The sequence below is a fragment of the Neoluteolibacter marinus genome (assembly GCF_014904755.1).
Taxonomy (GTDB): domain Bacteria; phylum Verrucomicrobiota; class Verrucomicrobiia; order Verrucomicrobiales; family Akkermansiaceae; genus Haloferula; species Haloferula marina.
This window is the reverse complement of the sequence record NZ_JACZFQ010000022.1, coordinates 13,340-39,277: the sequence shown is the minus strand read 5'-3', so window position 1 is coordinate 39,277 and position 25,938 is coordinate 13,340. Positions and strand designations below refer to the sequence as shown.

The following is a 25,938-nucleotide window of genomic DNA, read 5'->3' as shown; positions in this document are numbered from 1 at the left end:
CGCTCAGCTGGCGCCGAGGCGGGCGAAGCGTCGCTTCAGGTCCGGCTTGTCGAGGTCGTCGGGCGTCAGCCATCCGGGGAGCCCCGGGTGCCAGAACGGCTCGTAGATGCAGGTCTGGCCACCGATCACGCCGCCGAGGTAGCTGAAGGTGCTTTTGGCGACGAAGAGGATGTCGCTGGAGACGAAGTGGTGGAAGGACTCGAAGACATCGTCATCCAGGTGCAGCCGGGCCCCGAGGTCGGCATAGGCGCGGAAGTCGGCGGCCTCGCCCTGCGAAAAGAGCCGGACCGTGGCGTGGTCGGGCCCGACAGCTTCCACGACCTTCCGCAAGCGTCCGATCATCACGTCGTCGGTCGTGAAGCGCTCGGAAAAGCGCCCGCTTGAGCCGACGTCGCCGCGGCGGAGATGGACGGCAATCTGGACCCGGCCATCGTCGTAGCCTGCCAGGTAAGGTTTGTCGGAGAGCAGGTATTTTTCCCGCAGCTCCGGGGCGATGGCATCCCACGATTCGGGATGGCGATCGGTCACCTTGTGGCAATGGGCGACCACATGCAGGCGGTGCGAGCGGGGGAGAAAGCGGTGCGGTTTGCGGACCGCGACCACCGGCAGCCCGCGGGCCTCGACATCCGCCGCCGGGATCTCGTCGGAGCCCAGGTTGAAGAAGTCCTCCCACGCGCGCGACCAATCCGTCGCCGCCATGCCAGCCGGCGCATGGGCGACGTCGGCGACCGGGGTGTGGACGTAGGTCAGGCCCCTGAGACGGGCGAAGATCATGGTGGAGATCCTGGCGGAAATCTGGGCCCCGCCGCCGTCATCGCGGTCGCGGCAAGTGATGAAGCTGTCCTTGGGTCGGAGGAACGGAAACGGCACGGCGCAGCATGGTCCGCGACCGGTGGCGATGGCCAATCCGAAAACCGGCCGGGCGGTGGCGGGCGGCGGAAAATGCGCTTGGACGTGGCCGCCTCCAAGCCTAGCCTTGCCTGCCCATGGCCACCTGGATCAAGAACCTCAAGGAGAAGCGCAAGTACAGCAAATGGATCGAGGACGGCCGTCCCGATCCGCCGCCGCCCCTGGCGAAGCGCGAGATGCTGCTGGAATACAAGCAGCGCCATGGCCTTGAGATCCTCGTCGAAACCGGGACCTTCAAGGGCGACACGGTCGAGGCGATGCGCGGCGAGTTCCGCAAGGTCTACTCGATCGAGCTGGCGGAACATTTTTACCTCGAGGCCAAGAAGCGCTTCGCCGGCGTGTCCAATGTCGATCTGCGGCAGGGCGACAGCGGCAAAGTGATGGCCGGCCTGGTCACGGAACTCGACGCTCCGACCTTGTTCTGGCTGGACGGCCACTATTCGGGCGGCGACACCGCCCAGGGCGACCTGAACTGTCCGGTTTGGGGCGAGTTGGAGGCCATCTTCAGCGGCTGCAAGCAGCCCTTCGTCGTCCTCATCGATGATGCACGTTGTTTCCGGCACGTGGGCGCGGAGGACTATCCGGATGTGTCCGACATCGAGAAGTGGGTGGCGGAGCGCCGCCCCGACCTCGGCCTGGAGGTGGCGATGGATTGCATCCGCATCGCCCCGAAGTCCGCCTGATCAAGGCCAGCGGACCTTGGCCCAGACCGGGAAGTGATCGGACGGCTGGAGCTGCCGCGAGGCCTCCACGCGGATGTCCGCGGCCTCGATGTGTGCGCCGCGGCTGACCAGGATGTGATCCACCTTGGCCCAGCCGCTGCGGTGGCCTTCCCAGAAATGCAGGGTCCGCCGGTTCTTCACGCCCGGGTGCAGGGCCTGGTAGGTGTCGATCAGCGCGTGCTTCCACGGCGTCCGTGGCTTGCCGGCGAGCGTGACGGACTTGCCGGTGAAGTAATCCACGGCGGGGTTGCCTTCGGTGGCATTGAAGTCGCCGAGCAGGATCACCGGTTCGTCGGCCGCCACCCGGGCGTCGATCCTTTCGGCGAGAAGTGGTGCCGCCATCTCCCGTGAAAACTGGTTGCGGTGATCCCAGTGGGTGTTGAAGACGTGGAAATTCTGGCCGCTCGCCCGGTCGGCCAGCCGCAACCATGAGGCGACGCGCGGGAAGCTGTTGCCCCAGGTCATTGAGCCGGCTTTCTCCGGATGGTCGGACAGCCAGAAGGTGCCGCCGTCGAGCTTCTCGAAGCGGTCGCGCCGGAAGAAAATCGCCGCGTATTCGCCCTCGCGCTTGCCGTCGTCGCGGCCGACGCCGTGGAAGTCGTAGTCGGGAAGCGAGGCTCGCAGGTCGGCCGCCTGGCCGTGGCGGGCTTCCTGCACGCCGAAGAGGTCGGGGTCGATCGTGCGCATCGAGCGCACGACCCGGTCGATCCGGTTCGGCCATGCCCGCCAGTCGCCTTCTTCCGGGTTCTCATAGCGGACGTTGAAGGTGGCCAGCGTCAACGACAGGGCTCCGTCTTCGGCGATCGGCACCGCCTTCGGCAAGGCGGTCCGGCGGCAGGACGAAAGCAGCCCCAGCAGCAGGAAAAGGACGGCGATTCTCATTCGGGAATCATGTCCAGGAAGACCTCGATGAAGGGCTTTTCGCGAGAGCGGGTGGCGTCGCGGAAGGCCCGGGTCGCCTCACGCCGCTTCACCGCCTCGATCGCCGCGATGACTTCATCGTGCGCCTCCTCGTAGCTCCGCTCTTCCGCGGCTTTGCGCTCCAGCACTTCGACCAGGTGCCAGCCGAGCTTAGTGCGGACCAAGCCCGGCCGGTTCACCGGCATCGCGAAAACCGGGGCGGCAAAGTCGGGGGGCATCCGGTCTCGGGACAGCCAGCCGAGATCGCCCCCGGCCGCCTTGCTGCGCGGGTCCCCGCTGAGCTCCGTCGCCAGCGTGGCGAAGTCCTTGCGCTTGGCCTTCAAGTCCTCCAGCGCAGCCTCCAGGGTCGCCTTCGCCTCCGCGGCATCGTGACCGAGGGTCGACAGGAAGATGTGCCGGACCCGGATGCGTTCCGGGTGGCCGAGCTCGCGGGCGTGTTCGTCGAACCACTCGCGGGCCTCGTCCTCGCTCACGGCGATCTGCGGGGCGATCCGGCTTTCGACATACTTTTGCTGCTGCAATCGGGCCCCGACCCTCAGGCGAAGTTCCTGGTCGGTGTCGATGCCCTCGGCCTTCAGGTCGGCCTGCAAGGCTTCCTCGCTGGGGAACCGGTCGCGGAGGCGCTGTAGGGCCCCGTCGATCTCCTGGTCGGACACCGGCAGCTCCTTGGCATTGTGCTTCGCCTTGATCCGCAGCAGCTGCTCGTCGATCAGGTCGTCGAGGGCGGCAAGCCGCTCGATCCGTCGTTGGGGCGGCGGGAGATCCTCGAGCGTCTTGCCCCGCAGCCACAGCCGTTCCCGGGTCGCCCGCTCAAGCTGGGTTTTCAGGATCGGGTAATGCATCACCCGGGCGACCACGCCCGAAGCTTTGGCCGCGGCAATCGACTCCGGGCTGTTGGGGAGGCTCCGCTGGATGCGCTTGCGAAGCGGGCCGTTGAAGACGAAAAGATCCCCGCCGACATAGAGCGCGACGGCGGAATAGAGGGCGATGCGGACGACGAATCCTTTGGTGGGGCGCACGGTGGGAAAGTTCCAAGTGAAAAAGTTCCAAGTGCCAAGGGGAGGACCGAGGCGAGGGCTAGAGAATCTGCCACGGCGAGCAACGGTCCCAGAGATTCCAAAACAGGTAGCCCAAGCCCATCGTGAGCCCGGCACCGATGGTCAAGCGTATCCAAAGGCGCTCGTCACCATGATCTTTCCTGGCGGCGCGAGTGGAGAGGATCAGCCAAAGCGCGGGAACGAGCAGGAACAAAACGCCCCACTCGCGAATCCACATGGCGAGGACGGGGGGATGACTGAATTCCAGAAGGGTTTCGTTTGTCGCGGCGCGGATGACGATTGTTCCGAGGACGATGATTCCGAATTGGAACGCCGACAGGATCGTATGCAATCGATGCTCCGGAAACGTATCACTCATGGCTCGCCGAAGATTGCCCGCGACCCCTTCGCATCAAAGCCTTTTCCTCGCTCAGCGCACCTCGACCGTCGCACCGGGCCGGATCAGGGTCGGGATGCGGATGGCGTCCCAGTTGGCGAGGCGGATGCAGCCGGCACTGCGGGCGCGGCCGATGGTTTCCGGGTCGGAGGTGCCGTGGAGACCGATGCCCGACTTGCTGAGGCCGTTCCAGATGATGCCGACCGGGCTGTTGGGGCCGGGCGGGATGTTGAGGGCGTCGTTGCTGCGCTTGCCGGTGTCGAGGAGCGACTGGTCGTAGCGCCAGACCGGCAGCTCGACGCTGTTGTTGAGCTTCCAGACCCCGTGGTGGATGAATTGCGGTTTGCCCGGAGTGATCGGGAAAGAGGCGACCAGGGCGTGGTTGGGCCGCGGCTTCACGAGCACGGGCTTGTCGGAGACCAGTTCCTCCTCCTCGACCAGCAGGGCGGCGGGCGCGGCTTCGAAGATGCGCACCTGGTTCTGCTTGGTATCGACCACCACGTGGCGCTCCGACATTTCCGGATCCGCCTCGTAGCGCTTGCCGGTGACTTCCTCGATCAGGAAGGGCCGCACGTTCGGGACGATCAAGGTGCTGCCGGGCTTCGCGCCCCAGGTGTTCTTGGAGCCATTCAGCTCCAGGATGAAGTCCACGTCGGTGTGATAGCGTTCCGACATGAACTCCGCGATGCTGCGGTAGCTCATGCGCTTGGCCTCGGCCTGCTTGGCGCGGTTGTGGGAGAGACCGGTATCGACCCATTTGGTGGCCACCTGCGGGACCACGGCGGTGGCGAAGGCATTGGGCACCTTGTGGCGCGCGCTGGTCATCACCGGGCCCATGTCGCCGGAGGGGTGGCCGTGGGTTTCGTTCCAGGAATTCACCGCGAGGATGGTGAAGCGGCCGGGTTTGCCATCGATCACCCCGGGGCCGAAATTCTCCTGATCCAGGAAGATCTGCAGTCGCACCGCGTCCTCTCCAGACGGCAGGTTGCCCACGTCGGACGGCGCGTCGGTTTTCACCGCCGGCTTGCGCTCAGGGAGTTTCACCACGCCCGGAGAAAGCGGCTTGGCCTCCTCCTCCTGAGCTTCCGGAGCGAGGTCGGCAGGAGCACCCTCCGGCGTGATTTCGGACGGATCGACCGGCAGGGCACGCAAGGGTTCGTTCTGACCGATGGCGGGGGCCACGGCCGTGAGGACAAGGAGTGGCAGGAGTTTCCGGAACATCTTCGGGAAGTTTGAAGGTCGGGACGCGGGGAGTATTCCATGATTCCGCCGCTTGTCACGCCACGAAGCCCGGTGGCCATCTAACGGTGGGGCAGGGGGCGGCAGAACCTTGCCAATTTCCGCATTGCCAAAAGAATTTCTTCGGCCTAGCGTCCGCCCGCCGGCGGCAAAAAGCCCTTTGGTGTAATGGTAACACTACGGATTTTGATTCCGTCATTTCAGGTTCGAGTCCTGGAGGGGCTGCCACCGCGGCCCGTGCCGGCCGCCCATAGTCCCGTAGTGTAACGGTAGCACAAGAGATTCTGACTCTCTTAGTCTTGGTTCGAAACCAGGCGGGACTGCCACCTCTTCCAGGGTTCCAGTGGAAATCCGGGCATGAGTTCTGCTCGTCCCAAGGTGTCCAAGTTATCTTGATCTAACTTCACCGAATTTGGTTTGCGGTGCCGCGACTACTCGGCACTAGTGGTCACAAAGAGGCCCCCCGCCGTTCGCCACCTCGATGATTACCCCCCTCAGTCGCCGATGCCGTCGTCACTCCGACGGCGCCAGCATCGTGCCCCGTTCAATCGTGGCCGGTCTGGCTCTTGCATTTGCCGTGCTCGCGGTGTCGGGCACCGCTGCCGCGGCCGGTGAGGCCGCCGCGAAATTGACCGCCAACAGCGGGGCGGGGAGCATGGGCAGCTCGAGCACCAATACCACCGGATCCTTCCAATTGGAGAACAATGCCTCCGGCGGCCAGAGAATCGTTTCGTTCAAGATCGACCTTAGCACGGCCGTCCTGATGGACATCGTGTTCGACCCGGCCGGGACCGCGGGGGATCCGGATGGGAAGGCGTTCGAATTGGACACCTACGACGGCACCGGAACACCACTCCACAGCTTTGAGAATCCGCACGACGGCATCGGCAGCGAGGACGGCTACGACGTGCTCCGGGTGGACTTCGGGACCGGGGTCGATTTCGGTCCGGGCGACCGGATGACCTTCTCCGCGGACGTCGACCCGACGAATGTCAAAGGCGCTCCCGGGCCGGGACCGGAGCATTCGGCGAGCATCTCGGGATTGGAGCTGATCGGCGCGACCGTCACGGTCACCTTCGACGACAACACGGTGATGAGCGTCCGGATGGGCGGGCTCGCGGGGAATTCGAACACGAACAAGATGTCGGTGGGGGTGATGTCGCCGGACAACCTCGCGACCCCGGTCATTTCCGTCCCCGGCAAGCTGTCACCGTTCACCAGCACCACGCAGCCGACCGTCCGCATCGACGGACCGGCGGGTGCCAACGTCCGGCTGTGGACCTTTTACAGCGCCCTCTACCTCGATGGCGTCCCGGGAGGCGGATATGACATCGATCCCTACGAAACCAACAAGATCATCGGCTACGGCTTCTCGACCGTGACCATCGGTGGCGGCGGCTCGGTCGATGTGCCGCTCGACTTGGATTATGATCCGTCCACCGGAGGGATCAACCAGGTGGCGGCCGTGGTGGAGGGATCGGGTGGGCTGCGCAGCTCGTCGTCGAACATTTTGACCATCGACTACGATCCGGGCGGCGTGAGCTCCGATGACGAGCCTCCCTCGATTCCGGGAAACCTGTCGGCAAGTGCCGTGAGCGCCAGCAGCCTGACCCTCGGATGGGACGCGTCGACCGACAACACGGCGATCGACCGCTACACGATCTTCCGTGATGGCGGGGAAATCGCGAGCACGACCCAGTTGAGCTTCACCGACGGGGGGCGACTGCCGGCGACCAGCTACATCTACGAAGTCGTGGCGGTCGACATCGCGGGGAACCAGTCCGGGCCGGCCACCCTCAGCGTATCAACTCCTCCCGATCAGGATGATCCGACACCACCCGGTTCGCTCCAGGCCATCGGTGGGGACGGCTGGGTGCAGCTGTTCTGGTCGGCGGCCAGCGATGACTCGGGCGTCGAGGGCTACCGCGTCTACCGGGACGCCGTCTTGGTCTCGACGGTGTCCGGTCTCGGCTTCCTCGACAGTGGCCTGGTGAACGGGACGAGCTACGAATACAGCGTGGTCGCCGTCGATCTGGCGGGCAAGGAGTCGCCGCCCGCCACGGTTTCCGCGACTCCCGAGGCCGGCGCGGCGGTGGGCAACGGGGTCCTGCGGGTCAATGCCGGCGGCGAGTTTCCTTACGTCGATCCCGAGGGGAATACCTGGGAGGCGGACTACGGCTTCAACACCGGCTCCCGGAGCACCTACACCACGACTATCCTGGGGACGGACAATCCCGAGCTGTATCAATCCCGCCGATCGGTGAGCTCGTCGAACCCCGACCTCCACTACGGGTTTGAACTGCCGGACGGGAACTATCAGGTCATTCTCCATTTCGTCGAAGTGTGGACCGGCGGCTTCACCGCGGGTGCCCGGGTCTTCGACGTGAGCGCGGAAGGAACCCTGATGGTGGACGACCTGGACATCTTCGACCGCGCCGGCGGCAACACGGCCTGCACGGTCACCTTTCCGGTCGTCGTCAGCGACGGCCACTTGGATCTCGATTTCACGCGGGTGGCCAACAATCCCACGATCTCTGGCATCGAGGTGTTTGAGATTCCGGAAAACGTCGGAGGTCCTCCGACCTTCGAGGAGTGGCTGACGCTTCACGGATTGGACGGAGAAACGGCGGGCGACTCGGATGGCGGGGGGCTCGACAACCTCGCGGAGTTTCAACTCCAGCTCGATCCGACCGATGCCGCCGACGACCTCGAATTCCGGCTCGTCGGGCACCGGGATGCAGGAGCGATGGTGCTCTCGTTTCCGCCGCTCAAGCCGATCGGCGACTACTTCCTGCATCGCAGTCCGGATCTGGAAGATATCGGGAATCCCGCCAACCGGATCGACACCGTGACGAGGTCCCAGATCGAGGCGATGACCCCGCAGGAGCGCGAGGACTATTCGGTGACCGATCCGGCCGGACCGGGGAATGCGTTCTACCAGTTGTTCTTCGAACCGGTGGCCGAGTGACCGGCCGGCGCTATCTCTCCTGCTGTGGAAAGGACACCCGGAACCGGGCGCCTTCGCCGGGGCGACTGAGAAGCAGCACGCTGCCGCCTTCCTGTTCGACGAGCCGCTTGACGATCGACAGGCCGAGCCCGGTGGAGGGTTCGCCCGCGGTCGGTTGGGCGCTCATCCGCGAGTAGCGGCGGAATAGCTTCGGGTAGTCTTCCTTGGCAAAGCCGGGACCGGTGTCGCCGACCTCAAACACGCCGTATCCGTCCTGTTCGCTCACCGACACCTGGATCCGGCCCCCTGCGGGCGTGAACTTGATGGCATTGGAAAGGAGGTTCTCCGCGACCTGCTCGATCACCCAATCCGGAGCGGCCACTGGCATCGGTGACTTGCTGCCATCGAAAAGGATCTGGAGGCCCTTGTCCTCGGCGGCGATCTCCTGGCGTCCCACCACATCCGCGAGCTGCGCCGAGAGGTCGGGACAAACGCCCGACGAGTGGCGGTCGCGCCGGGCCAACGACTCGACCAGCTTGAGGGCACTGTCCGTCGACTCGCCGAGGGCGCCGACCAGCGGCCGCAACGACCCGGGCAGTTCCTGTTCCTTCTCCTGGAGCAGGCTGGCCACCATGCGGATGCCGGCCAGGGGCGTCTTCAAGTCGTGGATCAATACGTCGAGCGAACTTCGCTCGGTCTCCTTGGTGGTGTGGAGCTCGACCTGCTCGACCACAATGGCGGTCAGGTCGCGGACCACGCCGATGTCCTCTTCCGACCAGGCCCGGGGTTTGGAATCGATCACGCAGAAGGCGCCGTAGATCAGGTCGTCCGGGCCGTGGATGGGAAATCCGAGATAGGCGATCACGCCGAGGTCGGCGATCGCTCCATTTTCCGCGACCCGCGGGTCCAGCCGAGCATCCGGGATGATCAGCGGCCGCCGCTCGCGGACGGCGTGTTTGCAAAAGGAATGGCTGAGCGGGGTCTGGCGCTCCTGGTTCAGCGGATCCGGGAGGCCGCACGCCCCCGCGAACACCTGCCGGGAATCGTCCACCAGCGAAACAAGGCACACCGGTACCCGGAGCAGCCGTGAGGCGAGGGCGGTGACCCGCTCGAAATCGACGTGGCGCGACGGTTCCATCAGGCCTGATGCCTTGAGGGCGGCAACTCGCACAGGATCAAGAACCGGGTCACTGTTCGTCATGTTCGGAACGAGCGTTTAGGCGCAAAACTGCGCCTCCGCAAGGCCGGTGTTCGTGGCCTCAGTAGCGCATCACCCGCGACAGGAAGCGCTGGCAGGCCGGCGAATCGGGCGATGCGAAGAGCCGGCCCGGCGGCTGGCATTCCTCGATCTTGCCGGCGGCGACGAAGGCGACCTGATCCGCGACCGCCTTGGCGAAGCCCATTTCGTGGGTGCTGAGAATGATGTCCTGCCCGGCTTCGGCCAGCTCCTGGATCAATTCGAGCACCTCCGCGGTCATCTCGGGATCCAGCGCGGAAGTCGGCTCGTCGAGGAAGAGGATTTCCGGCGAAAAGGCGAAGGCACGGGCGATGCCGGCCCGCTGTTGCTGGCCGCCGGAAAGCTGGGCAGGGAGCTTGGCGGCGTGCTCCAACAGTCCGAAGCGGCCGAGCGCCTGGTCGGCCAGTTCGCGGGCGGCCGTCGGGTCGTGGCCGTGGACCTTTTCCAGCGGCAGGGTGATGTTGCGGCGGGCGTCGAGATGGGGGAACAGGTTGAACTGCTGGAACAGGAATCCGTTTCTGCGGCGGTAGGCCTGCAGGAAGGCGGGATCCGCCGAAAGCCGGTGATCGTTGACCTGGACGCTTCCCGCATCGGGGACTTCGAGTCCGCCCAGCACCCGCAGCAGGGTGCTCTTGCCGCCACCCGACGGGCCGATCAGCACCAGCACCCGGGCCTCGCCGAGGTGCAGCGACAGGCCGTCCAGCGCGGCGGTCGCACCGAAGTGTTTCGAAACGCGATCGACCTCAAGTTTCATGGCGGAAGCGTTTCTCCAGCCAGTGGGACAACCACGCGACCGGGAGGGTGAGGATCAGGTAGCCGAGGGCGAGGGGAACATAGCCCTCGAGCCCGGCATAGGAACGGGCGATGAAGTTCTTGGTGTTGTAGAAGTATTCCGACACGCCGATCACGCTCAGCAGCGACGAGTCCTTGATCAGCGAAACGAACAAGCCGGCGATCGCCGGCAGTACCCGTCGCAGCGCCTGTGGGAAGATCACGTGGCGGTAGACCTGCACCGGGCTGAAGCCCACCGCGCGGGCCGACTCCCACTGCGCCCGGGGGATGCTCTCGACCCCGCCGCGGAGTATCTCCCCGAGATAGGCGCCGCCGAAGAGCGATAGTAGCAGGCCACCGATCAGAATCTTGTCCTCAAAGCCGGCGTCGGCGAGCGGGCGGGACAACAGCGGCGCGAAGATCACGAAGTAGCCGAACAGCAGGTGCACCAGCAGCGGGGTGTCGCGCACGAATTCCAGGAACAGCCGGCAGGTCCGCCGCAGCACCGGAAGCGGCGAGCGCTGGCCGAGCAAGAACAGCAGGCCGAACACGATGCTGCCGAGCAGGGCGCCAAGGGAGATCTTCAAGGTCAGCCACCAGCCGATCCACAGCGATTCGCGGTACTGCCACGCCTTGGCCCAATCCGTCTCCCTGCCGAGGTTCCCGAGGACCGCGGTGCAAAGCCAGGCGATGCCGCCCGCCAGCGCGACGGCGGTCAGGGCGTTGGCAATCTGCTGGCGGCGGGACATGCCGGGTCAACGGATGATGAAGGGGATGCCCTGGCTTTCGAGGAAGGCCTTCTCTTCCTTCAGGTAGCGGTCTCCGAGCTTCTCGAAGCCTCCCGATGCGCGGAAGCCGGCGATGAAGTCGTTCACCTGCTTGCGGAGATCGTCGTTCCCCTTGGCGATGCCGATCGCCCAGGACTCCTCGACGAAGGGCTTGAGGATGCCGCGGGTGGTGTCGGGGTTCTCTGTCGCGTATTTGAAAATACTAAGCTGGTCGTAGAGAAAGGCATCGGCCCGGCCCTGGACGACCTCCAGCACGCAAGCGGTCTGGTCCTCGAAGACCACCAGCTTGGCATCGGGCAGATGTGCGGTGATCCACGTCTGGGCCGTCGTGGCGGTCTTGGCGGTGAGCGGAAGCTTGGCTCCCTCAAGGTCGTCGATCGAATTGATGCCGGAGTCCTTGCGCACCAGCATCGCCAGCCCGGTGAAGGCGTAGGGATCGGAGAAATCGATGCTCTTGGATCTCTCCTCGGTGGCGGTCATCGACGACAGCACCAGATCGACATTGCCGGTCTTGAGAGCGGGGATGAGTCCCGAGAACTCCATTGGCACGATCTTGAGCGGCCGGCCGAGATCGGCGGCAAGCGCCTCCGCCATCCGCACCCCGACGCCGTCGGGCTTGCCCGCGGTGTCCTGCATCTCAAAGGGCGGGTAGGTGAGGTCCATCCCGACCCTCAACGGCGGAGGCTCCGCCGGAGAAACGGATTTCTCCCGGCATGCGAGCGCGGTGACGGCGAACAGGCCGAGAGCGAGGAATCGACGGCGGGCGGACATGCCGCGGGAGGATAGCGGGAATCCCCCATGGCGGAAGCGGATTTCCCGGGGAGCGATCCTGTTGCAAGCAGTTGGCTGTCGGACCGCATTGCGATGCGACACTCAATCGCGGCTGGCGGGGTGGCGAAGATCCAGTCGTCGCACCTGATCCAGATAGCCAAAAGGGGCCGGTGTCGGATTGAGACCCGCCCATGCCATGGTGCAGACCGCCCCGAGAATGTGAGCGCCATAGGAGAACCTCCGGTAAATTGAACTGGAATGCATGGCACACGAACCTCCGGAAGCTCATCCCATTCGTCTGCCTCATCCTTGGGATCAAGGGGGGACGTTGATGCTTCACAGGGGCTCGTGTGCCAATGTTAATCGAGGCGAGCGGGGGGGGCTCAGTCCGCCGGGTCGATCGTTCTGAGACTTGCAGTCTCCATGAAGAGCCCGGAGTCAAGTTGACCGTCGTTCACATCGGCTATGACGATCTTGACATGATGAATCTCTTCCGGGGTGACAAAGGCATGGAGCTTCAGCTTGAGGGTCATCCCGTCATACTCAACCGGTGCGTGGGGCGAGACGACCCTGTCCAGAATTTGCGCTTCATCATAATACAGCTCGTCACGGACGGCCGCGATCTCGCTCGATGTCTCCGAGTGGATGGAATTCAAGGCGATGATGTCTTCTCCGTCCGGAACGAGTGATACGACCACTCCGTCGACGAAGACGGCGAAAGCGTCGTTGAACGAACCAACATACTCCAGGTACTCTTCCGATCCGAACTGGATTTCCAGCTCGAGTTGCCCGTTGTCACATTCGGCGTCAAACTCCAGGATGGCGGGATCCCGCGTGTAGTTCCCGGAGATTCTGGCTTCCAGGTCGGCGTCGCCGCCATTTTGTTCATCCCAGATTTTCGAGGTCGCGGGGCTGATGTTGCCGTCGTCCCAGTGCTCGAATAGCCCGCTGGTCAACAGAACCCCCGAGTCGATCTCCAGTCCGAAATCCAGGCCGTCGGAAAACTCGTCGCTCGCGGGTTTGGGCCCCTTGTAGATCGAGTTCGTAATGGTGACTGACGATTCGTCGGCGATCACCGCGGCGAGTGTCGCGCCCATGTTCGGGGCCCGGTTGATCTTCAAGCTGGTTTTGTAGCTGGAGATCTCGTTCCCGTCCTCGACCGTCAGGACAATGGTGTTCTCACCATCCTGGAGCTTGGCGTGGGGAATCACGATTTCATCGACGCTGCTTCCCGCTTCGGACTCCAATTCTCCTGTTTCGACGATGAATGCCGTTACCGTGATGTTCGTGGTGGAATTGGGATTGGTGGCATCCACGCTGATCGTCAGGTTGGTGTTTGCCGCGATCGTCGACCCGTTGGCTGGGGATGTGATTTCCAGTTCGGGCCTGAACAGGGTATCGGTGATGATTACCGTGTAGGGTGACGAAAGCGCGGAGGTTGCACCCTTTGCATCATAGGCCTTCGCGGTGATGCTGTGGGTTCCTGCCCAGAGGGTTTCAGGCACTTCGTCCACTCCATCGAAAACGCCAAAGGGGGCTTCGTAATCGGTGGCGAAGAGCACGCCGTTGTCATAGAACTCGACGTAGCTGATCGAATCGCCAAGCGCCAGATCCGGATCGGATACAGTCACCTCGAAGGTTGCATCCTGTACGGATGTGGCAGGGGAATCCGGTCCGTCGGTGATTGTCACGGTCGGGGCATGATTTCCAACCACGGTCACGGTTCGTGTCTCCGAAGAGAGCAGGCTGCTTCCGGAGCCGAAGGCCTCGGCCTTGATTTCATAGACTCCGGCGGACTCGGGGATCCAAACGGTGCTGCCCCTGACAAACTTCTCCGTCCTGTCGATCATCTCCCGGTAGCTGATCGAAGTCACCTTGCCGATCTGCGTCCAAGGGGCGCCAACTCCATCCGGACGAACGTGAATGTCGATTCTCTCCGGAACCGTGGTTGTGGGCAGCCCCAGAGAGTCGATGTCAAAGGCGCAGACAACCCCTTCTTCGAGCAGGACCGTGGAATCGTCGATCGGCAGGGTCACGAATGCCGGCCCCGCGGGGCCGAGCGTACTGAAATCCAGCGAGAAGACGAGTTTGAGCTGGCCGACGTTCGCCATGCCCCGGTTGATCGAAGCGTTCGAATCGTTGGCAGGATTCCAAGGATAGAGGGTGTTGTCCGTATCCGTGAAATAGCTTTCGTCCGCGACGAGCTCGTTGTCCAGGAGCTGGTCCTCGACCCAGTCGGCGTCGTAGACGCTCAGGTGCTTGTAGAAGGGTGCGGCGAGAGCCTTGAGAGCACCGGTCTGGAGGGGGGATTTCTGCGCCGCAAGCCAATCCGCCGAAGGAGAGAGCGGCCTTTCCGGGAAGAAGACTCCGCTGGTGGCGGACTCCGTGTCCTTGAAAAGTTCGCTTTCGATTGCTTCCACCACGTCGGCGGTGCTGCCGAGACGATCAGAAAGGGTTTGAAAGGCGCGCAGGGCCATCCACTTGGCCTGGCCCGCGTTTGCGGCGGCGTGGTTGTCCGGGGGCGACGGGATGGTCACGGGATCGTTGGGATCCGACCACCAGGCCGGGTCTGCGTCAGCAATGGCGATGCCTGCCGCCAACGCCGTGGCGGCGATGAATCGGAATCGGCAGCATCGGGGCGCTGGATATAATCCGTGCATGTGTGGGAATGGGAGAGTTGTTGGAAGAGACGGATCGAGATTTGGCGGACTTCAATCGCCATAAACACCCATCGAAATATCTCCTTGGGGAACGCTGATGATCACCTTCCCGTTCAGTCGTGTATGGCCATCCACCACCAGGGCTTCACCACCGCTATCCGTCGTCGGTGACGGGTCTTCCAACGCATCTTCCGGATCCGCGGTGACAGCGGCTTTCCAGGCCTTGTTCGTAAGGGTGGTCTGGCCGTTCTTGAGGACGGTCAAGGCATCACTGCGGGAAGTGTCATTGATGCCATTGCTCAGCCGGAAGAGGCCGTCGAGATCGGAGAAGCTGCCGATGTTGATGGGAGATGATTCCAGACCAAAGCGCCCGAACACCACTTCACTGGCAGATTTCGCCGAAACCTGGAGTCCATAAGCAAAAGAGAAGAGTCCCTCGCTGGTGACATTGTTCCCAGCCGCATAGGAATACGGTCCGCTGGCGGTGGCTTGGTATCCGTAGGCTTGGGAAAGGGTTGAGGTCGCCTCACTCCAGTAGCCGGAAGCCGTCGAGTAGATGCCGCTCGCCGTGGAATGGTCCCCTTGGGCTTCGGAATAGGAACCGGATGCCACGCTGGCCAGCCCGTTCGCGAGGGCGTAGGAGCCGCTTGCGGTCGAAGTGCCAAGGGCAAGGGATCCGCCATTGCTCACGCTGCCTCTCGGGACGTAGGTGGCTTGCCACGCGGTGCTGGTCGGCGGAGTCGCCGCCGACAACGCGGAATCAAAACCCGAAAGTTGAAGGAAACCTTGGCCGGACAGGTAGCTCGCGGCGTTGGACTGGTCGAGAACCGCATTGCCTCCGACCGTCAGGGATCCTCCTGAGATTGAGACATCCACATTGTTGAAGGATGCGGTTTCCGCCGTGCTGTCGATGGAGAACAATGCGGGGTTCGATTGGGCATAGAGTGAATCCCAATAGGGCACGACCTCGAAGACGCCGTCATTGGTTCCAACAGTTCCAAGATGGATTCGGACCGGATCGCCGAGGAAGTGAAGGCCTCCCAAGTAATCATACCTCGTGGTTTCGACAGCATCCGACCACATGAAGATTGACGCTGTATCGCTGGTCATCGAGAGATTGCCCGCGGCATCTGGCTTCAGGTAAATGTCTGGATCTCCGAATTCAATGCCGTCCGGAAGGTTCTCAGGGGCTGCATGACAGAGGGTGGCGATGGAGGCAATGCTCAGCGCGCAGTTGATGGGGAGGTTTCGCATGATGTTTGGTTTCTTTTTCTTTTTATCGTATTTCTCTCTGTTGAGAGGATTCATGATCTTGGAAACATAACAACAAGGTTGCTGGAAGTGGAATTGGGCGATTGTCTGATTTTGGGTGCAGTTGTCTCAAAAGCACCCCATTGGGATTTTGGTTGGAGATTGGTCTGTCGAACCTGTCTCTTTTGATTTAAGTCCCCATCGGAGCTATGGGGCCCCCGGATCTCGGAGGTGTTTCGTCGAGTGTATTTAGCATCAGGTGGGGCCCCTCGAAACTTTCGCTCCACCCATGTTCATAGGTGCCACCCGTTGAGCAGTAGTTCCGCGCCGTCGATGCCTTGCTGGTTAAAGGGCTCCGGGTGGCGATGACGTGCCTTGCCCAAGAATTCTTGAATCGGAACGGTCCGGTTTTATGAGCCCGAAACAACGGCTGTTCGGTCAGGGTGCCAGCGATTTCATCCTCCCCTCGTTAGGAAGTGCCCGCCATCAATTGATCCGGGTCGCAGGTCGCATGCGCAGACGCGAAAATGGGCGGAAGGTTGTCCTTCCACCCATTTTCAGTGATTCAGAGATGACTCGGCTATCCCGGAACTTGCCTCTGCGGTTCAGGCCAGAGGCGGAGATCTTTTGGACAGGAAACCCGAAGGGATCGAGGGCTTAGCCCTCTTTCCCGCAGCACTGCTTGAACTTCTTGCCGGAGCCGCAGGGGCAGGGGGCATTGCGGCCGCCGCTGGAGTCGCCGATATTGAAGCTCGGCGGACGCCGCTTGGGCAGGTTCAGCTTGATCTCGCCGTCGCCGGTGTCTTCCACCAGGACATTGCTGGAGCTGCCGGTGGTGGCGACGTTGGCGCGCGAAACCGGTTGCTCGCTGCTGTGCAGCGCCTGCGGGGCGCCGTGGAGTTGCTTGAGGATCGCCTCGAGGTTGCTGGCGGAGCGGAACAGGTTCTGAAGTGCCTCCTGCTCGATGTTGGCCATCAGCGCGGAGAACAGCTCGTAGGCCTCGACCTTGTACTCGACCAAGGGGTCCTTCTGGCCCTGGGCGCGGAGGTGGACGCCTTCCCGCAGGGCGTCCATGTTGTAGAGGTGGGCCTGCCACTGGCGGTCGATGGCGGCGAGCATCATGCGGCGCTCCTCGGTATCGAGGATCTCGGGCGGCAAGCCGTCGACGCGCTTCTGATAGGTCTCCTTGACCCGGGTCATCAGGAAGTTGGCGATCTGTTCCGCCGACTTCGAGGTAATGTCTTCCGGGGTGACGTGGATCGGCAGGGTGGCGTTCACCCAGTGAATCAGCTCGTTGTAGTCGGGATTCGCCTCGTCGCGGTCGGCCAGGAACTCCTCGACCTTCTGCGGGATGGTCTTTTCGATGATCTCGTCGACCAGCTCGCGCGGGTCCTCGGTGGAGAGCACCTCGTTGCGATAGCCGTAGACGACCTCGCGCTGCTTGTTCATCACGTCGTCGAACTCCAGCACCCGCTTGCGCCAGGTGTAATTGCGCTGCTCGACGCGCTTCTGGGCGGTTTCCACCGACTTGTTGAGCCACGAGTGCTCGAGGGCCTCGCCCTCCTGCATGCCGAAGCGCTCCATCATGGAGGTCATCCGGTCTGCCGCGGCGAAGTTCCGCATCAGGTCGTCCTCAAACGAGATATAGAACTGGCTGAGGCCCGGGTCGCCCTGGCGGGCGCAGCGGCCGCGCAGCTGGCGGTCGACGCGGCGCGACTCGTAGCGCTCGGTGCCGATGACGAACAGGCCGCCAACCTCGGCGACGCCTGCACCCAGCTTGATGTCGGTGCCGCGGCCCGCCATGTTGGTGGAAACGGTGACCGCGCCGCGCTGGCCGGCGTTGGCGATGATCTCGGCCTCCTGGCGGTGATACTTGGCGTTGAGGACGGTGGCCGGGATCTTGGCGCGCTTGAGCATGCGCGAAACCGTCTCCGAGGCTTCCACGGATGCGGTGCCGACGAGGACCGGCTGGCCCTTGGCGTGGGCTTCCTCGATCTTCTTGATGACCGCGTTGTACTTCTCGCGGCGGGTCTTGAAGACCTGGTCGTTGAGGTCCTCGCGCTGGTTCGGCCGGTTGGTCGGGATCGGCAGGACGTCGAGCTTGTAGATGTCGGCGAACTCGGCGGCTTCCGTTTCGGCGGTGCCGGTCATGCCCCCGAGCTTCTCGTAGAGGCGGAAGTAGTTCTGGATGGTGATGGTCGCGAAGGTCTGGGTCTCCTTCTCGATGGCGACGCCTTCCTTGGCCTCGACCGCCTGGTGGAGGCCGTCGGACCAGCGGCGGCCGGGCATCTCACGGCCGGTGTTCTCGTCGACGATGATGACCTTGCCTTCCTTGACCACGTACTGGACGTCCTTTTCGTAGACGCAGTAGGCCTTCAGGAGCTGGGAGATGTTGTGCATCTTCTCCGCCTGGCTATCGAGCTTCTGCTGGAGCTGCTCCTTGCGGATGGCGCGCTGCTCGTCGTTGAGCGAGAAGTCGGCCTCGAGGTCGGCGAAGAGGGTGCCGATGTCGGGAAGGACGAAAGCGTCCGGGTCGCCGGGGGAGAGGAACTCGCGGCCTTTCTCCATCAGGTCGGAGTCGTGGCTCTTCTCGTCGAGGGTGAAGTAGAGTTCCTCCTTCAGCGCGAACAGCTCCTTCTTCTGGGCGTCCTGATAGAAGGAAAGCTCGGTCTTCTCGAGCAGGCGGCGGATTTCCGGCTCCTCCATCATCCGCATCAGCTGGCGGTTGCGGGGCTGGCCGAGCTTGACCTTGAAGAGCGCGCGGCCGGCTTCCTCCATGTTGCCCTCCTCCTGCGCCTTCTTCGCCTCGCTGACGAGCTGGTTGCAGAGCTCGGTCTGCTTTCGGACGATCTGCTCGACCATCGGCTTGTAGCGGTCGAACTGGTGGCTCGAGACGCTGGACGGGCCGGAAATGATCAGCGGCGTGCGGGCTTCGTCGATGAGGATCGAGTCGACCTCGTCGATGACCGCGAAATAGTGGCCGTGCTGGACCTGCTCGTCCTTGGACGAAGCCATGCCGTTGTCACGCAGGTAGTCAAAGCCGAACTCGGAGTTCGTCCCGTAGGTAATGTCGCAGGCGTAGTGCTGGCGGCGTTCCCACGGCGGCATCTGGTTCTGGATGCAGCCGATGGTAAGGCCGAGGAACTTGAAGAGGGAACCCATCCACTCCGAGTCGCGGCGGGCGAGGTAGTCGTTGACGGTGATGACGTGGACCCCCAGGCCGGTGAGGGCGTTGAGATAGGTCGGCAGGGTGGCGACGAGGGTCTTGCCTTCCCCGGTCATCATTTCCGCGATCATGCCGCGGTGCAAGGCGATGCCGCCGACCAGCTGGACGTCGAAATGAACCATTTCCCAGCCGAGCTCCTGGTCGCAGACCGAGATCTTGGACCCGCACATCCGGCGGGCGCCGTTCTTCACCACGGCGTAGGCTTCGGGGAGGATCTGCTCGAGGTACTTGGCGCGCAGCGGGATGAAATCCTGCTCGATCTCGTGGAAGGCGGTCTTCGCGGCTTCGACCGACTCGGCGGTGGCCTCGACGGTGGCAGGGAGATTCGGGAAGTCTTCGCGCAGGGGGGCGAGGCGGCCGCGCATGTATTCGGCCGCTTCCGCCAGCCCTTCGGCGTCCATGCGCTCGAGCTGGGGCTTGGTGGCGACCTTGAGGACGTGGTAGCGGGCGAGGTGGGCCTGCCAGGCCTTGGTCATTTCCCGCAGCTTTTCCTCCGGCTCGCGCTGCAGGGCCTCCTCGATTTCATTGATGCGCTCGACAGTCGGCCGGATCCGGCGCAATTCGCGCTGATTCTTCGAGCCGACGATTTTCTGGAGGATCCACTTGATCATTTGAACGTAAGGTAAGGAGCCGGGTTGCGGCCGGGGCGGACGCCATACACCCGAATAACGCGGGGTGCAAGCGGCACGGCGGCGTGTTCCCCGGTCAAGATTGGAACGCCACGGGGCGGATTCGCGACCCGCGCGGCTGGTTGGCGCCGGAAAAGGCGTCCGTGCCCGGGTTTCGCCGCCTCAGCGGTGTCCGCCGGCCCCGATCCGGCGGTCCCGGGGGCTGCAGGCTCGGCCGGCGGCATGACGCGATTCTTTCACGACACGGCGACCATGTCGTCGATGCGCTCCCGCATGTCATCCATCTGACTTTCGATCGACTCCACCAGCCGGAACTGGGAGCGGCAGCGGTCGAGGTTGTGCCCCTCGCGGTGAATCTTGAAGTAGGTGTCACCCTGCAGGAAATCGGTCAGGAAGCGCATCCCGCACTCGAGGGTCATGAGCTTGCCCGAAAGCGGAAGCAGTTCCCGCTCGGCATCGGTCAGGAATTCGGCGGTGCCCTCCAGGTAGCCGCGGGCGATCGCCTCGAAGTACTCGATCCGCATGTGGATCTTCGACAGGTGGGTCGAGTCCTCGCGCTCCGGGTTGGTGGCGGTGCGGATCATGTCGCCGAAGTCGCTGAGGGCGGTGCCCGGCATCACGGTGTCGAGGTCGATGACGCACACCCCCTCGCCGGTGGCGTCGTCGATCATGACGTTGTTGAGCTTGGTGTCGTTGTGGGTGATCCGCTCGGGAATCCGGCCATCGGCGATGGCGTCGACGATCAGGCTGGTCTCGGCCTCGCGCTTGAGCACGAAGGCCATTTCGTCGGCCACGGCCGAAGCGCGGCCCCGGGTGTCGGCCTCATAGGCCCGGACCAGGGCTTCGAAGCGCTTGCGGGTGTGGTGGAAGTCGGGGATGGTCTCGAACAGGCGGCCGCCGGGAATGTCGGCGAGCAGTCCCTGGAAGCGGCCGAAGGCGCGGGCGGCCTCGCTGGCCTGGCCGACGTTCTCGATGGCGTCGTAGGTCCGCGCCTTTTCGATGAAGAGGTAGCAGCGCCAGTGGTCCTCGCCGTCGACGTGCCAGTTTTTCAGGGATCGGGTGGGCACCAGGCTGAGCGCCCGCCGCGAGGCGTCCGGGCCGGCGAGCTTGGAGCGGGTGTGCGCGCAGACCCGCTCGATGTTCTCCATCAGCTTCCCCGGGTTCGGGAAAACGCGGTGGTTGATGCGCTGGAAGATGTAGCGGACCTCGGTCCCGGCCTGGTTGAAGTTGACCGCGTAGGTGTCGTTGATGTGACCGCTTCCGTAGGGTGCCGCCGAGCTGAAATCGGCGGGGATCAGGAAGGCCTCGGAGATTTTCTGGAGATCGTGCATGAACGGGTGATCGGTGGCGCTCAACGGGCGCGGGTTTTTCCGAATAGTTTGAAGAGGGCGAAGCAGGAGCCGATGGCGATGGCGCCGAGCACACTGCCGGCGAGCGAGTTGCCGTAGACGAAGTTGCCGATGCAGAAGAGGCAGCAATAGACCATCAGGGTGCCGATGAAGACGCAGAGGATCTCGTAGGGAAGCTCCCAGGGCTTGCCCTTGCTGCTGCCCTCGATGTCGACGCCGTCGGCCTCGGCCATCTTCCGCAGCTTGGCCCAGCCGGGACCGCCGGGCTTGGTCTTGGTGTAGAACTGGTAGAGCGTCTCCTTGTTCTCCGGCTTGGTGACGAGCGCGGTGGTCAGCCAGACCACGGTGTTGAGGGCGACGGCGAGCAGCAGCCTCACGGTGCCGCCGTCGAGCGAGACGGCGGGGGCATCCGCGGTGCCGCCGAAGTTGAGGGCGAGCGAGTCGGCATTGACCAGGAACACCAGGACGAAACCGATCAGGATGGCGCCGACCATCGCGACGATCTCGGTGATGGCGTTGATCCGCCACCAGAACCAGCGCAGCAGGTAGATGGAGCCGGTGCCGGCGCCGGAGAGCAGCAGCAGGTCGAAGGCCTGGGTGGCGCTCTTGAGCTGGAGCGCAAGGAAGCCCGCGCCGATCATCAGCACCACCGTGCACAGGCGGCCGACGGCGACGAGGTGCTTCTGACTGGCGTCCTTCTTGACGAAGCGGCTGTAGAAGTCGTTGACGAGGTAGGAGGAGCCCCAGTTGAGGTGGGTGCCGATCGTCGACATGTAGGCGGCGATGATCGAGGCGATGACGATGCCCAGCACGCCGGGGCCAAGCTTCGAGATCATCGCGGGGTAGGCGACGTCATGGGCGAGGTACTCCTGGCTGATGCCCGGGAAAGCCTGGCGGATGTCGTCGAGTTCTGGAAAGACCAGCAGCGAGGCGAGGGCGACGATGATCCACGGCCACGGCCGGATCGCGTAGTGCATGAAGTTGAACAGCAGGGTCGCGCCGATCGCGTTCTTCTCGTCCTTGGCCGAGAGCATGCGCTGGGCGATGTAACCGCCGCCGCCCGGCTCGGCGCCGGGATACCAGACCGCCCACCATTGCACGGCGACCGGGATGATCAGCATGGAGATCAGCAGCGAGAGGTCGCCGGGATCGGGGAAGATGGCCAGCTTGTCGGCGATCGGAGAGTCGGGGCCGAGCATTCCCGCGAGGCCGCCGATGGCCTGCACCTCGGGCTGCTGGACGGCGATGTAGGCGGCGTAGACCGCGCCGAACATGGCGATCGAGTACTGGAAGAAGTCGGCCCAGATGACGCCCTTGAGACCGCCGAGGGTGGCATAGATGACCACCCCGATGGAGCCGAAGAAGACGCATTGCCAGGCGGGGACCGCGAACAGGATCTGGCCGTACTTGATGATGGCCAGCGTCACCGTGGCCATGATGAGCAGGTTGAAGAACAGGCCCAGGAAGACCGAGCGGAAGCCGCGCAGGAAGGCGGCCGCCTTGCCGTGATAACGGAGTTCGTAGTACTCGAGGTCGGTCATCACCTCGGAGCGGCGCCACAGCTTCGCGTAGATGAAGACCGTCACCATGCCGGTGATGAGGAAGGCCCACCACGCCCAGTTCTTGGCGACGCCGTTTTCACGCACCATGCCGGTGACCAGGTTCGGCGTGTCGGCCGAGAAGGTGCAGGCCACCATCGAGATCCCCAGCAGCCACCACGGCATGCCGCGTCCGCCGAGGAAGAATTCCGAGGTGCTTTTGCCGGCGGTGCGGGAGGCGACGAAGCCGATGGACAGGACGATGACGAAGAAGACGCCGATGATCGCCCAGTCGATGGTTTGCAGGTGCATGAGGTGTTTTCCGGGAATGAAGGGTCAAAGGAACTTGTGGATCCGTTGCTGGATGTCGGCTTTGAGGCGGTCGACGTAGCCGGTGGTGTAGGTGGCGATGTCGAGCGACTCGTCCTGTAGCAGCGGGGTGAGATCCATGGCCCAGGAGAGGCCGGTCTCGGTGTCCGAGGCGTGGGACTCGTAAAAGGTGGCGTTGGCGAGTCGCCGTCCCATCACGGCGAGGTCGTAGCGTTTGCCGCCGGTGATCTGGGAATCGAAGATGCCGTTGAGCGCTGCCTGGAGGTTCGGGCGGGCGCTGACCGGGAGGACGCCCTTGTCCTCGTCGAGCAGCCAGTCGAGCCCGCGCCAGATCTCGCAGCCCCAGGCTTGTTTCGGGCGCTGGTCGGCGGGCAGCCGGCGCAGGGCAGCGATGCAGCGGAGCAGCACGGCGATGTGGGTGTCGTGCTTGTCGGCGGGGTTGTGAAGATAGACGACCTCCGGCCGGGTGGCCTGGAGGATGGCGAGGAGGTCTTCGACCGGCCGGGCGTCGGCGGGGTCCTTGATGGCGGAACTCGGGTAGCCGAGCTGGATCATCGCGGCGTACTCGCCGACCGTCGCCGCCTTGCGCTGCTCGTCGGCGCGGATGGCCCGCATTTCGTCGTCGCTGAACGCGCCGTAGGGGCCGACGCGAGAACTGCCGCCGCCGTCGGTGCAGGTGACGCCGGTGAACCAGCGGTCGTCGCGGCGGTAGCAGGCCTCGATGCCATGGTAGGCGAAGAATTCGAGGTCGTCCTGATGGGCGCCGATCGCGAGGTGGGTGGTGCGTGCCAGGGCGTCCTCGGCCGGGGCTCGGTCGGGGACGAAGAGGTCGGCTCCCGGGTGATGGAGAGAGAGGCTCATGACGGGATAACGGGCAGGCTTGCCGCGGCGATCGCCTGGCCGTGGCGCTTCATGGTTTCGTCCGGCGTGCTGATCTCGATCCCGGCGGAAAGCGTGGGGAATTCCTCACGTAGGACCGTGCGGGCCTGGTCGAGGAGGATTTCGCCGCCTTCCCCGCTGAGCACCCGGCCGAGCAGGAGCAGGTGCTTGATGTCGTAGAAGCGGGCGTAGTGGGGGATGGCGTAGCCGAAGCAGGTCCCCAAGGTGCGGTAGAGGGCGGCGGCGCGCTCGTCGCCGGCGGCCATCGCTTGCTGGACCTCGACCAGCTGCTCGCGCTGGGGTTGGTTCGTGTCGATGTCCAGGCCGGCGGCGGGAATCAGCCGCGAGACGCCTTGCTGGCTGAAATACTGCACCGAACAGCCGCGGTCGCCGGACCACTCGTCGGCCGGGGCCTGGTCGCGGTAGTCGACCGGCACGAAGGCCAGCTCGGAGAGCCAGTTGGTGACCGATCCGGAGGCATCGACGTAACCGGCGGCGGTGCTGGTGCCCATCGCGATGCCGAGCACGCCCCCGCTGCCGAGCGACATCGATCCGGCCAGGGCGGTGACGTCGCCGTCGTTGACCACCTTCAGCGGCACGTCGTTCCACTCGCGGGCGATGTCGAGGAACATCTCCTCGACGCGCGACTTGAACATTTCCTCGGGAACGCCGCGGAACAGTGACGCGACCCGGACCCGGTTGTTGACATAGACGCCGGCGGCGGACCCGCCGATGGCATCGATCCGCGGCAGGTGCGCGGCGGCCCGGCGGAGGCTGTCCATGATGCCGTCGAAGTGGTAGGCGGGATCCTTCTCGAAGTAGGGGTCCCAGGCGATTTCCTCGGAAAACACCACCTTGCCGTCGATCAAGGCGGCGCACTTGCGGTCGGAGCCGCCGAGGTCGAAACCGATGCGGCAGCCTTCGACGCCGCGGGCGCCCGACGCTCCGGATGGGCCGTCCGTGTGATCGGGAAGTGACGCGGCGGCCTCGATCACGAGTTCGGCGGAGAAGACCTTGCGGATGAAGTCCGCGTCGAAGGCGCGGGCGCCGCGCTTGGAGTAGATTTGGCGCAGGTCCTCGCAAAGTTCCGGGGCACCGGCGATCGACACGCGGTTGCCGCCGCGGGCCCACAGCAGGAACTTGATGATCCTTTCGAGGTGGCGGAGGTTGAGCTCGCGCCACTCGGGTGCCGGCGGCAGGAGCGTTTCACGGTGGGTGGTGAAGGTGCCGTCGGGGCGGGTCAGGCGGATGGCGACGTCCCGGCTGCCGTGGAGACGGCAGCGGTCGTCGAAGTCGCGGCACCACAGCGAGGCCGGACGGAATTCCGGGTCGAGCTCGGGGACAAAAATCGAGCTGCGTTCAAGAGGGGGAAACATCGCAATCATCGGTCGAGGTAGGTGGCGGCGGCGTCATCGAGGATGATGGTGACGTTGCCGTGGTTCTGGAGGAGGCTTGCGGGCAAGGCAGGAGAAGGGGTTTCACGGAGAGCCTTGGCGACGATGGCGGCTTTGCCGGCTCCCCAGGCCATCATCGCGATCTCGCGGGCCTCGAGGATCGTCCCGACGCCCATGGTGATGGCTTCCACCGGGACATTCCCGAGGCCGCCGAAAGTGGCGGCGGCATCCTCGCGGGTCACCGGGTCGAGGGTCACCCGCCGGGTCCGGCTGTCGGCGGGCGAGGGCGGTTCATTGAAACCGATGTGACCGCTGCGGCCGATGCCGAGGATCTGCAGGTCGATTCCACCGGCAGCGGCAATCGCCGCTTCGTAGCCCGCGCAGTAGGACTCGATTTCCCCGGTCTCGATCGTGCCATCCGGGATGTGGATGTTCGGCACTGGCAGGTCGATGTGATCGAAAAGCTGCTCGAACATGAAGGTCCGGAAGCTGTTCGGATCATCGGCCGGGATGCCGAGGTATTCGTCGAGGTTGAAGCCGATGACATTCCGGAAGCTCAGGCCTTCCTCGCGGTGGAGGCGGATCAGCTCGCGGTAGAGCGGGATGGGGGTGGAGCCGGTGGCAAGGCCGAGCACATAGTGCCCGCCCTCTGTCTCACGATGGCGGATGGCGGCGGCGATCCGTGCGGCAAGCTTCTTGCTGGCCGCGTCGGAAGAGGCGCTGACTTCGATCCGGGGAGGGTGCGAAATCATCATGAAAGCGGTAGGAAAGTCGTGTTTGATGACTCTTTTGTAGGCCTATTCGGTGAATCGCGGTTACCTTTAGCGGTGAAAAAAATGATTATTCCGGTGAAATGATGCGCGGCCCGGTCGATCGGCGGATTTCATTGAAAGCCAATGGGATTCCTTCGCTTTATCGGAGCGAGGCACTGATAACCAGAAGT

General features: G+C 64.0%; 19 protein-coding genes and 2 tRNA genes. 4 read left to right on the top strand and 17 right to left on the bottom strand.

Annotated features, from left to right (window positions below; translation table 11 throughout):
- Positions 1-3: 3 nt before the first annotated feature.
- Entirely contained in the window at positions 4-870 is an 867-nt protein-coding gene (locus IG178_RS06030; RefSeq protein ID WP_193211625.1) for a hypothetical protein, read from the bottom strand.
- Positions 871-986: 116 nt separating this feature from the next.
- Here IG178_RS06030 and IG178_RS06025 point away from each other — a divergent pair, with 116 nt between their 5' ends.
- Positions 987-1,592 (top strand): class I SAM-dependent methyltransferase, encoded by a 606-nt coding sequence (locus IG178_RS06025; RefSeq protein ID WP_193211624.1) that lies wholly within the window; start codon positions 987-989, stop codon positions 1,590-1,592.
- On the opposite strand, the gene IG178_RS06020 is transcribed toward IG178_RS06025, so the two are convergent.
- The 4 genes from IG178_RS06020 to IG178_RS06005 all read right to left on the bottom strand — a co-directional run bounded on the left by IG178_RS06020 (position 1,593) and on the right by IG178_RS06005 (position 5,207).
- Positions 1,593-2,513, bottom strand: coding sequence for an endonuclease/exonuclease/phosphatase family protein (locus IG178_RS06020; RefSeq protein ID WP_193211623.1), 921 nt, complete (start codon positions 2,511-2,513; stop codon positions 1,593-1,595).
- Positions 2,510-3,571, bottom strand: coding sequence for a peptidylprolyl isomerase (locus IG178_RS06015; protein WP_193211622.1), 1,062 nt, complete (start codon positions 3,569-3,571; stop codon positions 2,510-2,512). The genes IG178_RS06020 and IG178_RS06015 overlap by 4 nt, the downstream gene beginning before the upstream one ends.
- A 58-nt stretch (positions 3,572-3,629) precedes the next feature.
- Positions 3,630-3,941: a hypothetical protein gene (locus IG178_RS06010; protein WP_193211621.1), complete on the bottom strand. Its 312-nt coding sequence runs from the start codon at positions 3,939-3,941 to the stop codon at positions 3,630-3,632.
- Between the two features lie 78 nt (positions 3,942-4,019).
- The gene (locus tag IG178_RS06005) at positions 4,020-5,207 is read right to left on the bottom strand and encodes a L,D-transpeptidase (protein WP_193211620.1); all 1,188 of its coding nucleotides are present in this window, start codon (positions 5,205-5,207) and stop codon (positions 4,020-4,022) included.
- 172 nt (positions 5,208-5,379) lie between these two features.
- Between IG178_RS06005 and IG178_RS06000 the strand changes: the two genes are divergently transcribed.
- The 3 genes from IG178_RS06000 (at position 5,380) to IG178_RS05990 (ending at position 8,193) form a co-directional block, all read left to right on the top strand.
- Positions 5,380-5,453, top strand: a tRNA-Gln gene (locus IG178_RS06000).
- A 24-nt stretch (positions 5,454-5,477) separates the two neighbouring features.
- Positions 5,478-5,551, top strand: a tRNA-Gln gene (locus IG178_RS05995).
- Between the two features lie 209 nt (positions 5,552-5,760).
- Complete coding sequence (locus IG178_RS05990; protein ID WP_193211619.1) at positions 5,761-8,193, top strand: malectin domain-containing carbohydrate-binding protein; 2,433 nt, start codon at positions 5,761-5,763, stop codon at positions 8,191-8,193.
- A gap of 10 nt (positions 8,194-8,203) precedes the next feature.
- Here the strand turns inward: IG178_RS05990 and IG178_RS05985 are convergent, their stop codons facing one another.
- The 12 genes from IG178_RS05985 to nagB all read right to left on the bottom strand — a co-directional run bounded on the left by IG178_RS05985 (position 8,204) and on the right by nagB (position 25,747).
- The gene (locus tag IG178_RS05985; protein ID WP_193211618.1) at positions 8,204-9,310 is read right to left on the bottom strand and encodes a GAF domain-containing sensor histidine kinase; all 1,107 of its coding nucleotides are present in this window, start codon (positions 9,308-9,310) and stop codon (positions 8,204-8,206) included.
- Positions 9,311-9,431: 121 nt separating this feature from the next.
- Positions 9,432-10,163: an amino acid ABC transporter ATP-binding protein gene (locus IG178_RS05980; RefSeq protein ID WP_193211617.1), complete on the bottom strand. Its 732-nt coding sequence runs from the start codon at positions 10,161-10,163 to the stop codon at positions 9,432-9,434.
- Positions 10,153-10,929: an amino acid ABC transporter permease gene (locus IG178_RS05975; protein ID WP_193211616.1), complete on the bottom strand. Its 777-nt coding sequence runs from the start codon at positions 10,927-10,929 to the stop codon at positions 10,153-10,155. Before IG178_RS05975 ends, IG178_RS05980 begins: the two co-directional genes overlap by 11 nt.
- A gap of 6 nt (positions 10,930-10,935) precedes the next feature.
- Positions 10,936-11,739 (bottom strand): transporter substrate-binding domain-containing protein, encoded by an 804-nt coding sequence (locus IG178_RS05970; RefSeq protein WP_193211615.1) that lies wholly within the window; start codon positions 11,737-11,739, stop codon positions 10,936-10,938.
- Positions 11,740-12,122: 383 nt separating this feature from the next.
- Positions 12,123-14,276 (bottom strand): choice-of-anchor L domain-containing protein, encoded by a 2,154-nt coding sequence (locus tag IG178_RS05965; protein ID WP_193211614.1) that lies wholly within the window; start codon positions 14,274-14,276, stop codon positions 12,123-12,125.
- 174 nt (positions 14,277-14,450) lie between these two features.
- A complete protein-coding gene (locus tag IG178_RS05960; protein ID WP_193211613.1) occupies positions 14,451-15,707 on the bottom strand; it encodes a hypothetical protein in 1,257 nt (418 codons plus the stop codon).
- 600 nt (positions 15,708-16,307) lie between these two features.
- On the bottom strand, positions 16,308-19,487 hold the full coding sequence (secA, locus tag IG178_RS05955) for a preprotein translocase subunit SecA (protein ID WP_193211612.1): 3,180 nt from the start codon (positions 19,485-19,487) through the stop codon (positions 16,308-16,310).
- 254 nt (positions 19,488-19,741) lie between these two features.
- Positions 19,742-20,860: a phosphotransferase enzyme family protein gene (locus IG178_RS05950; protein ID WP_226894973.1), complete on the bottom strand. Its 1,119-nt coding sequence runs from the start codon at positions 20,858-20,860 to the stop codon at positions 19,742-19,744.
- The gene (locus IG178_RS05945) at positions 20,857-22,704 is read right to left on the bottom strand and encodes a sodium:solute symporter family protein (protein ID WP_193211610.1); all 1,848 of its coding nucleotides are present in this window, start codon (positions 22,702-22,704) and stop codon (positions 20,857-20,859) included. The genes IG178_RS05950 and IG178_RS05945 overlap by 4 nt, the downstream gene beginning before the upstream one ends.
- Before the next feature lie 24 nt (positions 22,705-22,728).
- The gene (locus tag IG178_RS05940; protein ID WP_193211609.1) at positions 22,729-23,583 is read right to left on the bottom strand and encodes a PIG-L deacetylase family protein; all 855 of its coding nucleotides are present in this window, start codon (positions 23,581-23,583) and stop codon (positions 22,729-22,731) included.
- Positions 23,580-24,977 (bottom strand): ROK family protein, encoded by a 1,398-nt coding sequence (locus tag IG178_RS05935; protein ID WP_193211608.1) that lies wholly within the window; start codon positions 24,975-24,977, stop codon positions 23,580-23,582. Before IG178_RS05935 ends, IG178_RS05940 begins: the two co-directional genes overlap by 4 nt.
- A 5-nt stretch (positions 24,978-24,982) precedes the next feature.
- Complete coding sequence (gene nagB, locus IG178_RS05930) at positions 24,983-25,747, bottom strand: glucosamine-6-phosphate deaminase (RefSeq protein WP_226894971.1); 765 nt, start codon at positions 25,745-25,747, stop codon at positions 24,983-24,985.
- Between the last annotated feature and the right edge of the window lie 191 nt (positions 25,748-25,938).

Coding starts and splice junctions, on each gene's coding strand:
- IG178_RS06025 (WP_193211624.1), top strand. CDS start 987: ATGGCCACCTGGATCAAGAACCTCAAGGAGAAGCGCAAGTACAGCAAA.
- IG178_RS06020 (WP_193211623.1), bottom strand. CDS start 2,513: ATGAGAATCGCCGTCCTTTTCCTGCTGCTGGGGCTGCTTTCGTCCTGC.
- IG178_RS06005 (WP_193211620.1), bottom strand. CDS start 5,207: ATGTTCCGGAAACTCCTGCCACTCCTTGTCCTCACGGCCGTGGCCCCC.
- IG178_RS05985 (WP_193211618.1), bottom strand. CDS start 9,310: ATGGAACCGTCGCGCCACGTCGATTTCGAGCGGGTCACCGCCCTCGCC.
- IG178_RS05980 (WP_193211617.1), bottom strand. CDS start 10,163: ATGAAACTTGAGGTCGATCGCGTTTCGAAACACTTCGGTGCGACCGCC.
- IG178_RS05975 (WP_193211616.1), bottom strand. CDS start 10,929: ATGTCCCGCCGCCAGCAGATTGCCAACGCCCTGACCGCCGTCGCGCTG.
- IG178_RS05970 (WP_193211615.1), bottom strand. CDS start 11,739: ATGTCCGCCCGCCGTCGATTCCTCGCTCTCGGCCTGTTCGCCGTCACC.
- IG178_RS05960 (WP_193211613.1), bottom strand. CDS start 15,707: ATGAATCCTCTCAACAGAGAGAAATACGATAAAAAGAAAAAGAAACCA.
- secA (WP_193211612.1), bottom strand. CDS start 19,487: ATGATCAAGTGGATCCTCCAGAAAATCGTCGGCTCGAAGAATCAGCGC.
- IG178_RS05945 (WP_193211610.1), bottom strand. CDS start 22,704: ATGCACCTGCAAACCATCGACTGGGCGATCATCGGCGTCTTCTTCGTC.
- IG178_RS05940 (WP_193211609.1), bottom strand. CDS start 23,583: ATGAGCCTCTCTCTCCATCACCCGGGAGCCGACCTCTTCGTCCCCGAC.
- IG178_RS05935 (WP_193211608.1), bottom strand. CDS start 24,977: ATGTTTCCCCCTCTTGAACGCAGCTCGATTTTTGTCCCCGAGCTCGAC.
- nagB (WP_226894971.1), bottom strand. CDS start 25,747: ATGATTTCGCACCCTCCCCGGATCGAAGTCAGCGCCTCTTCCGACGCG.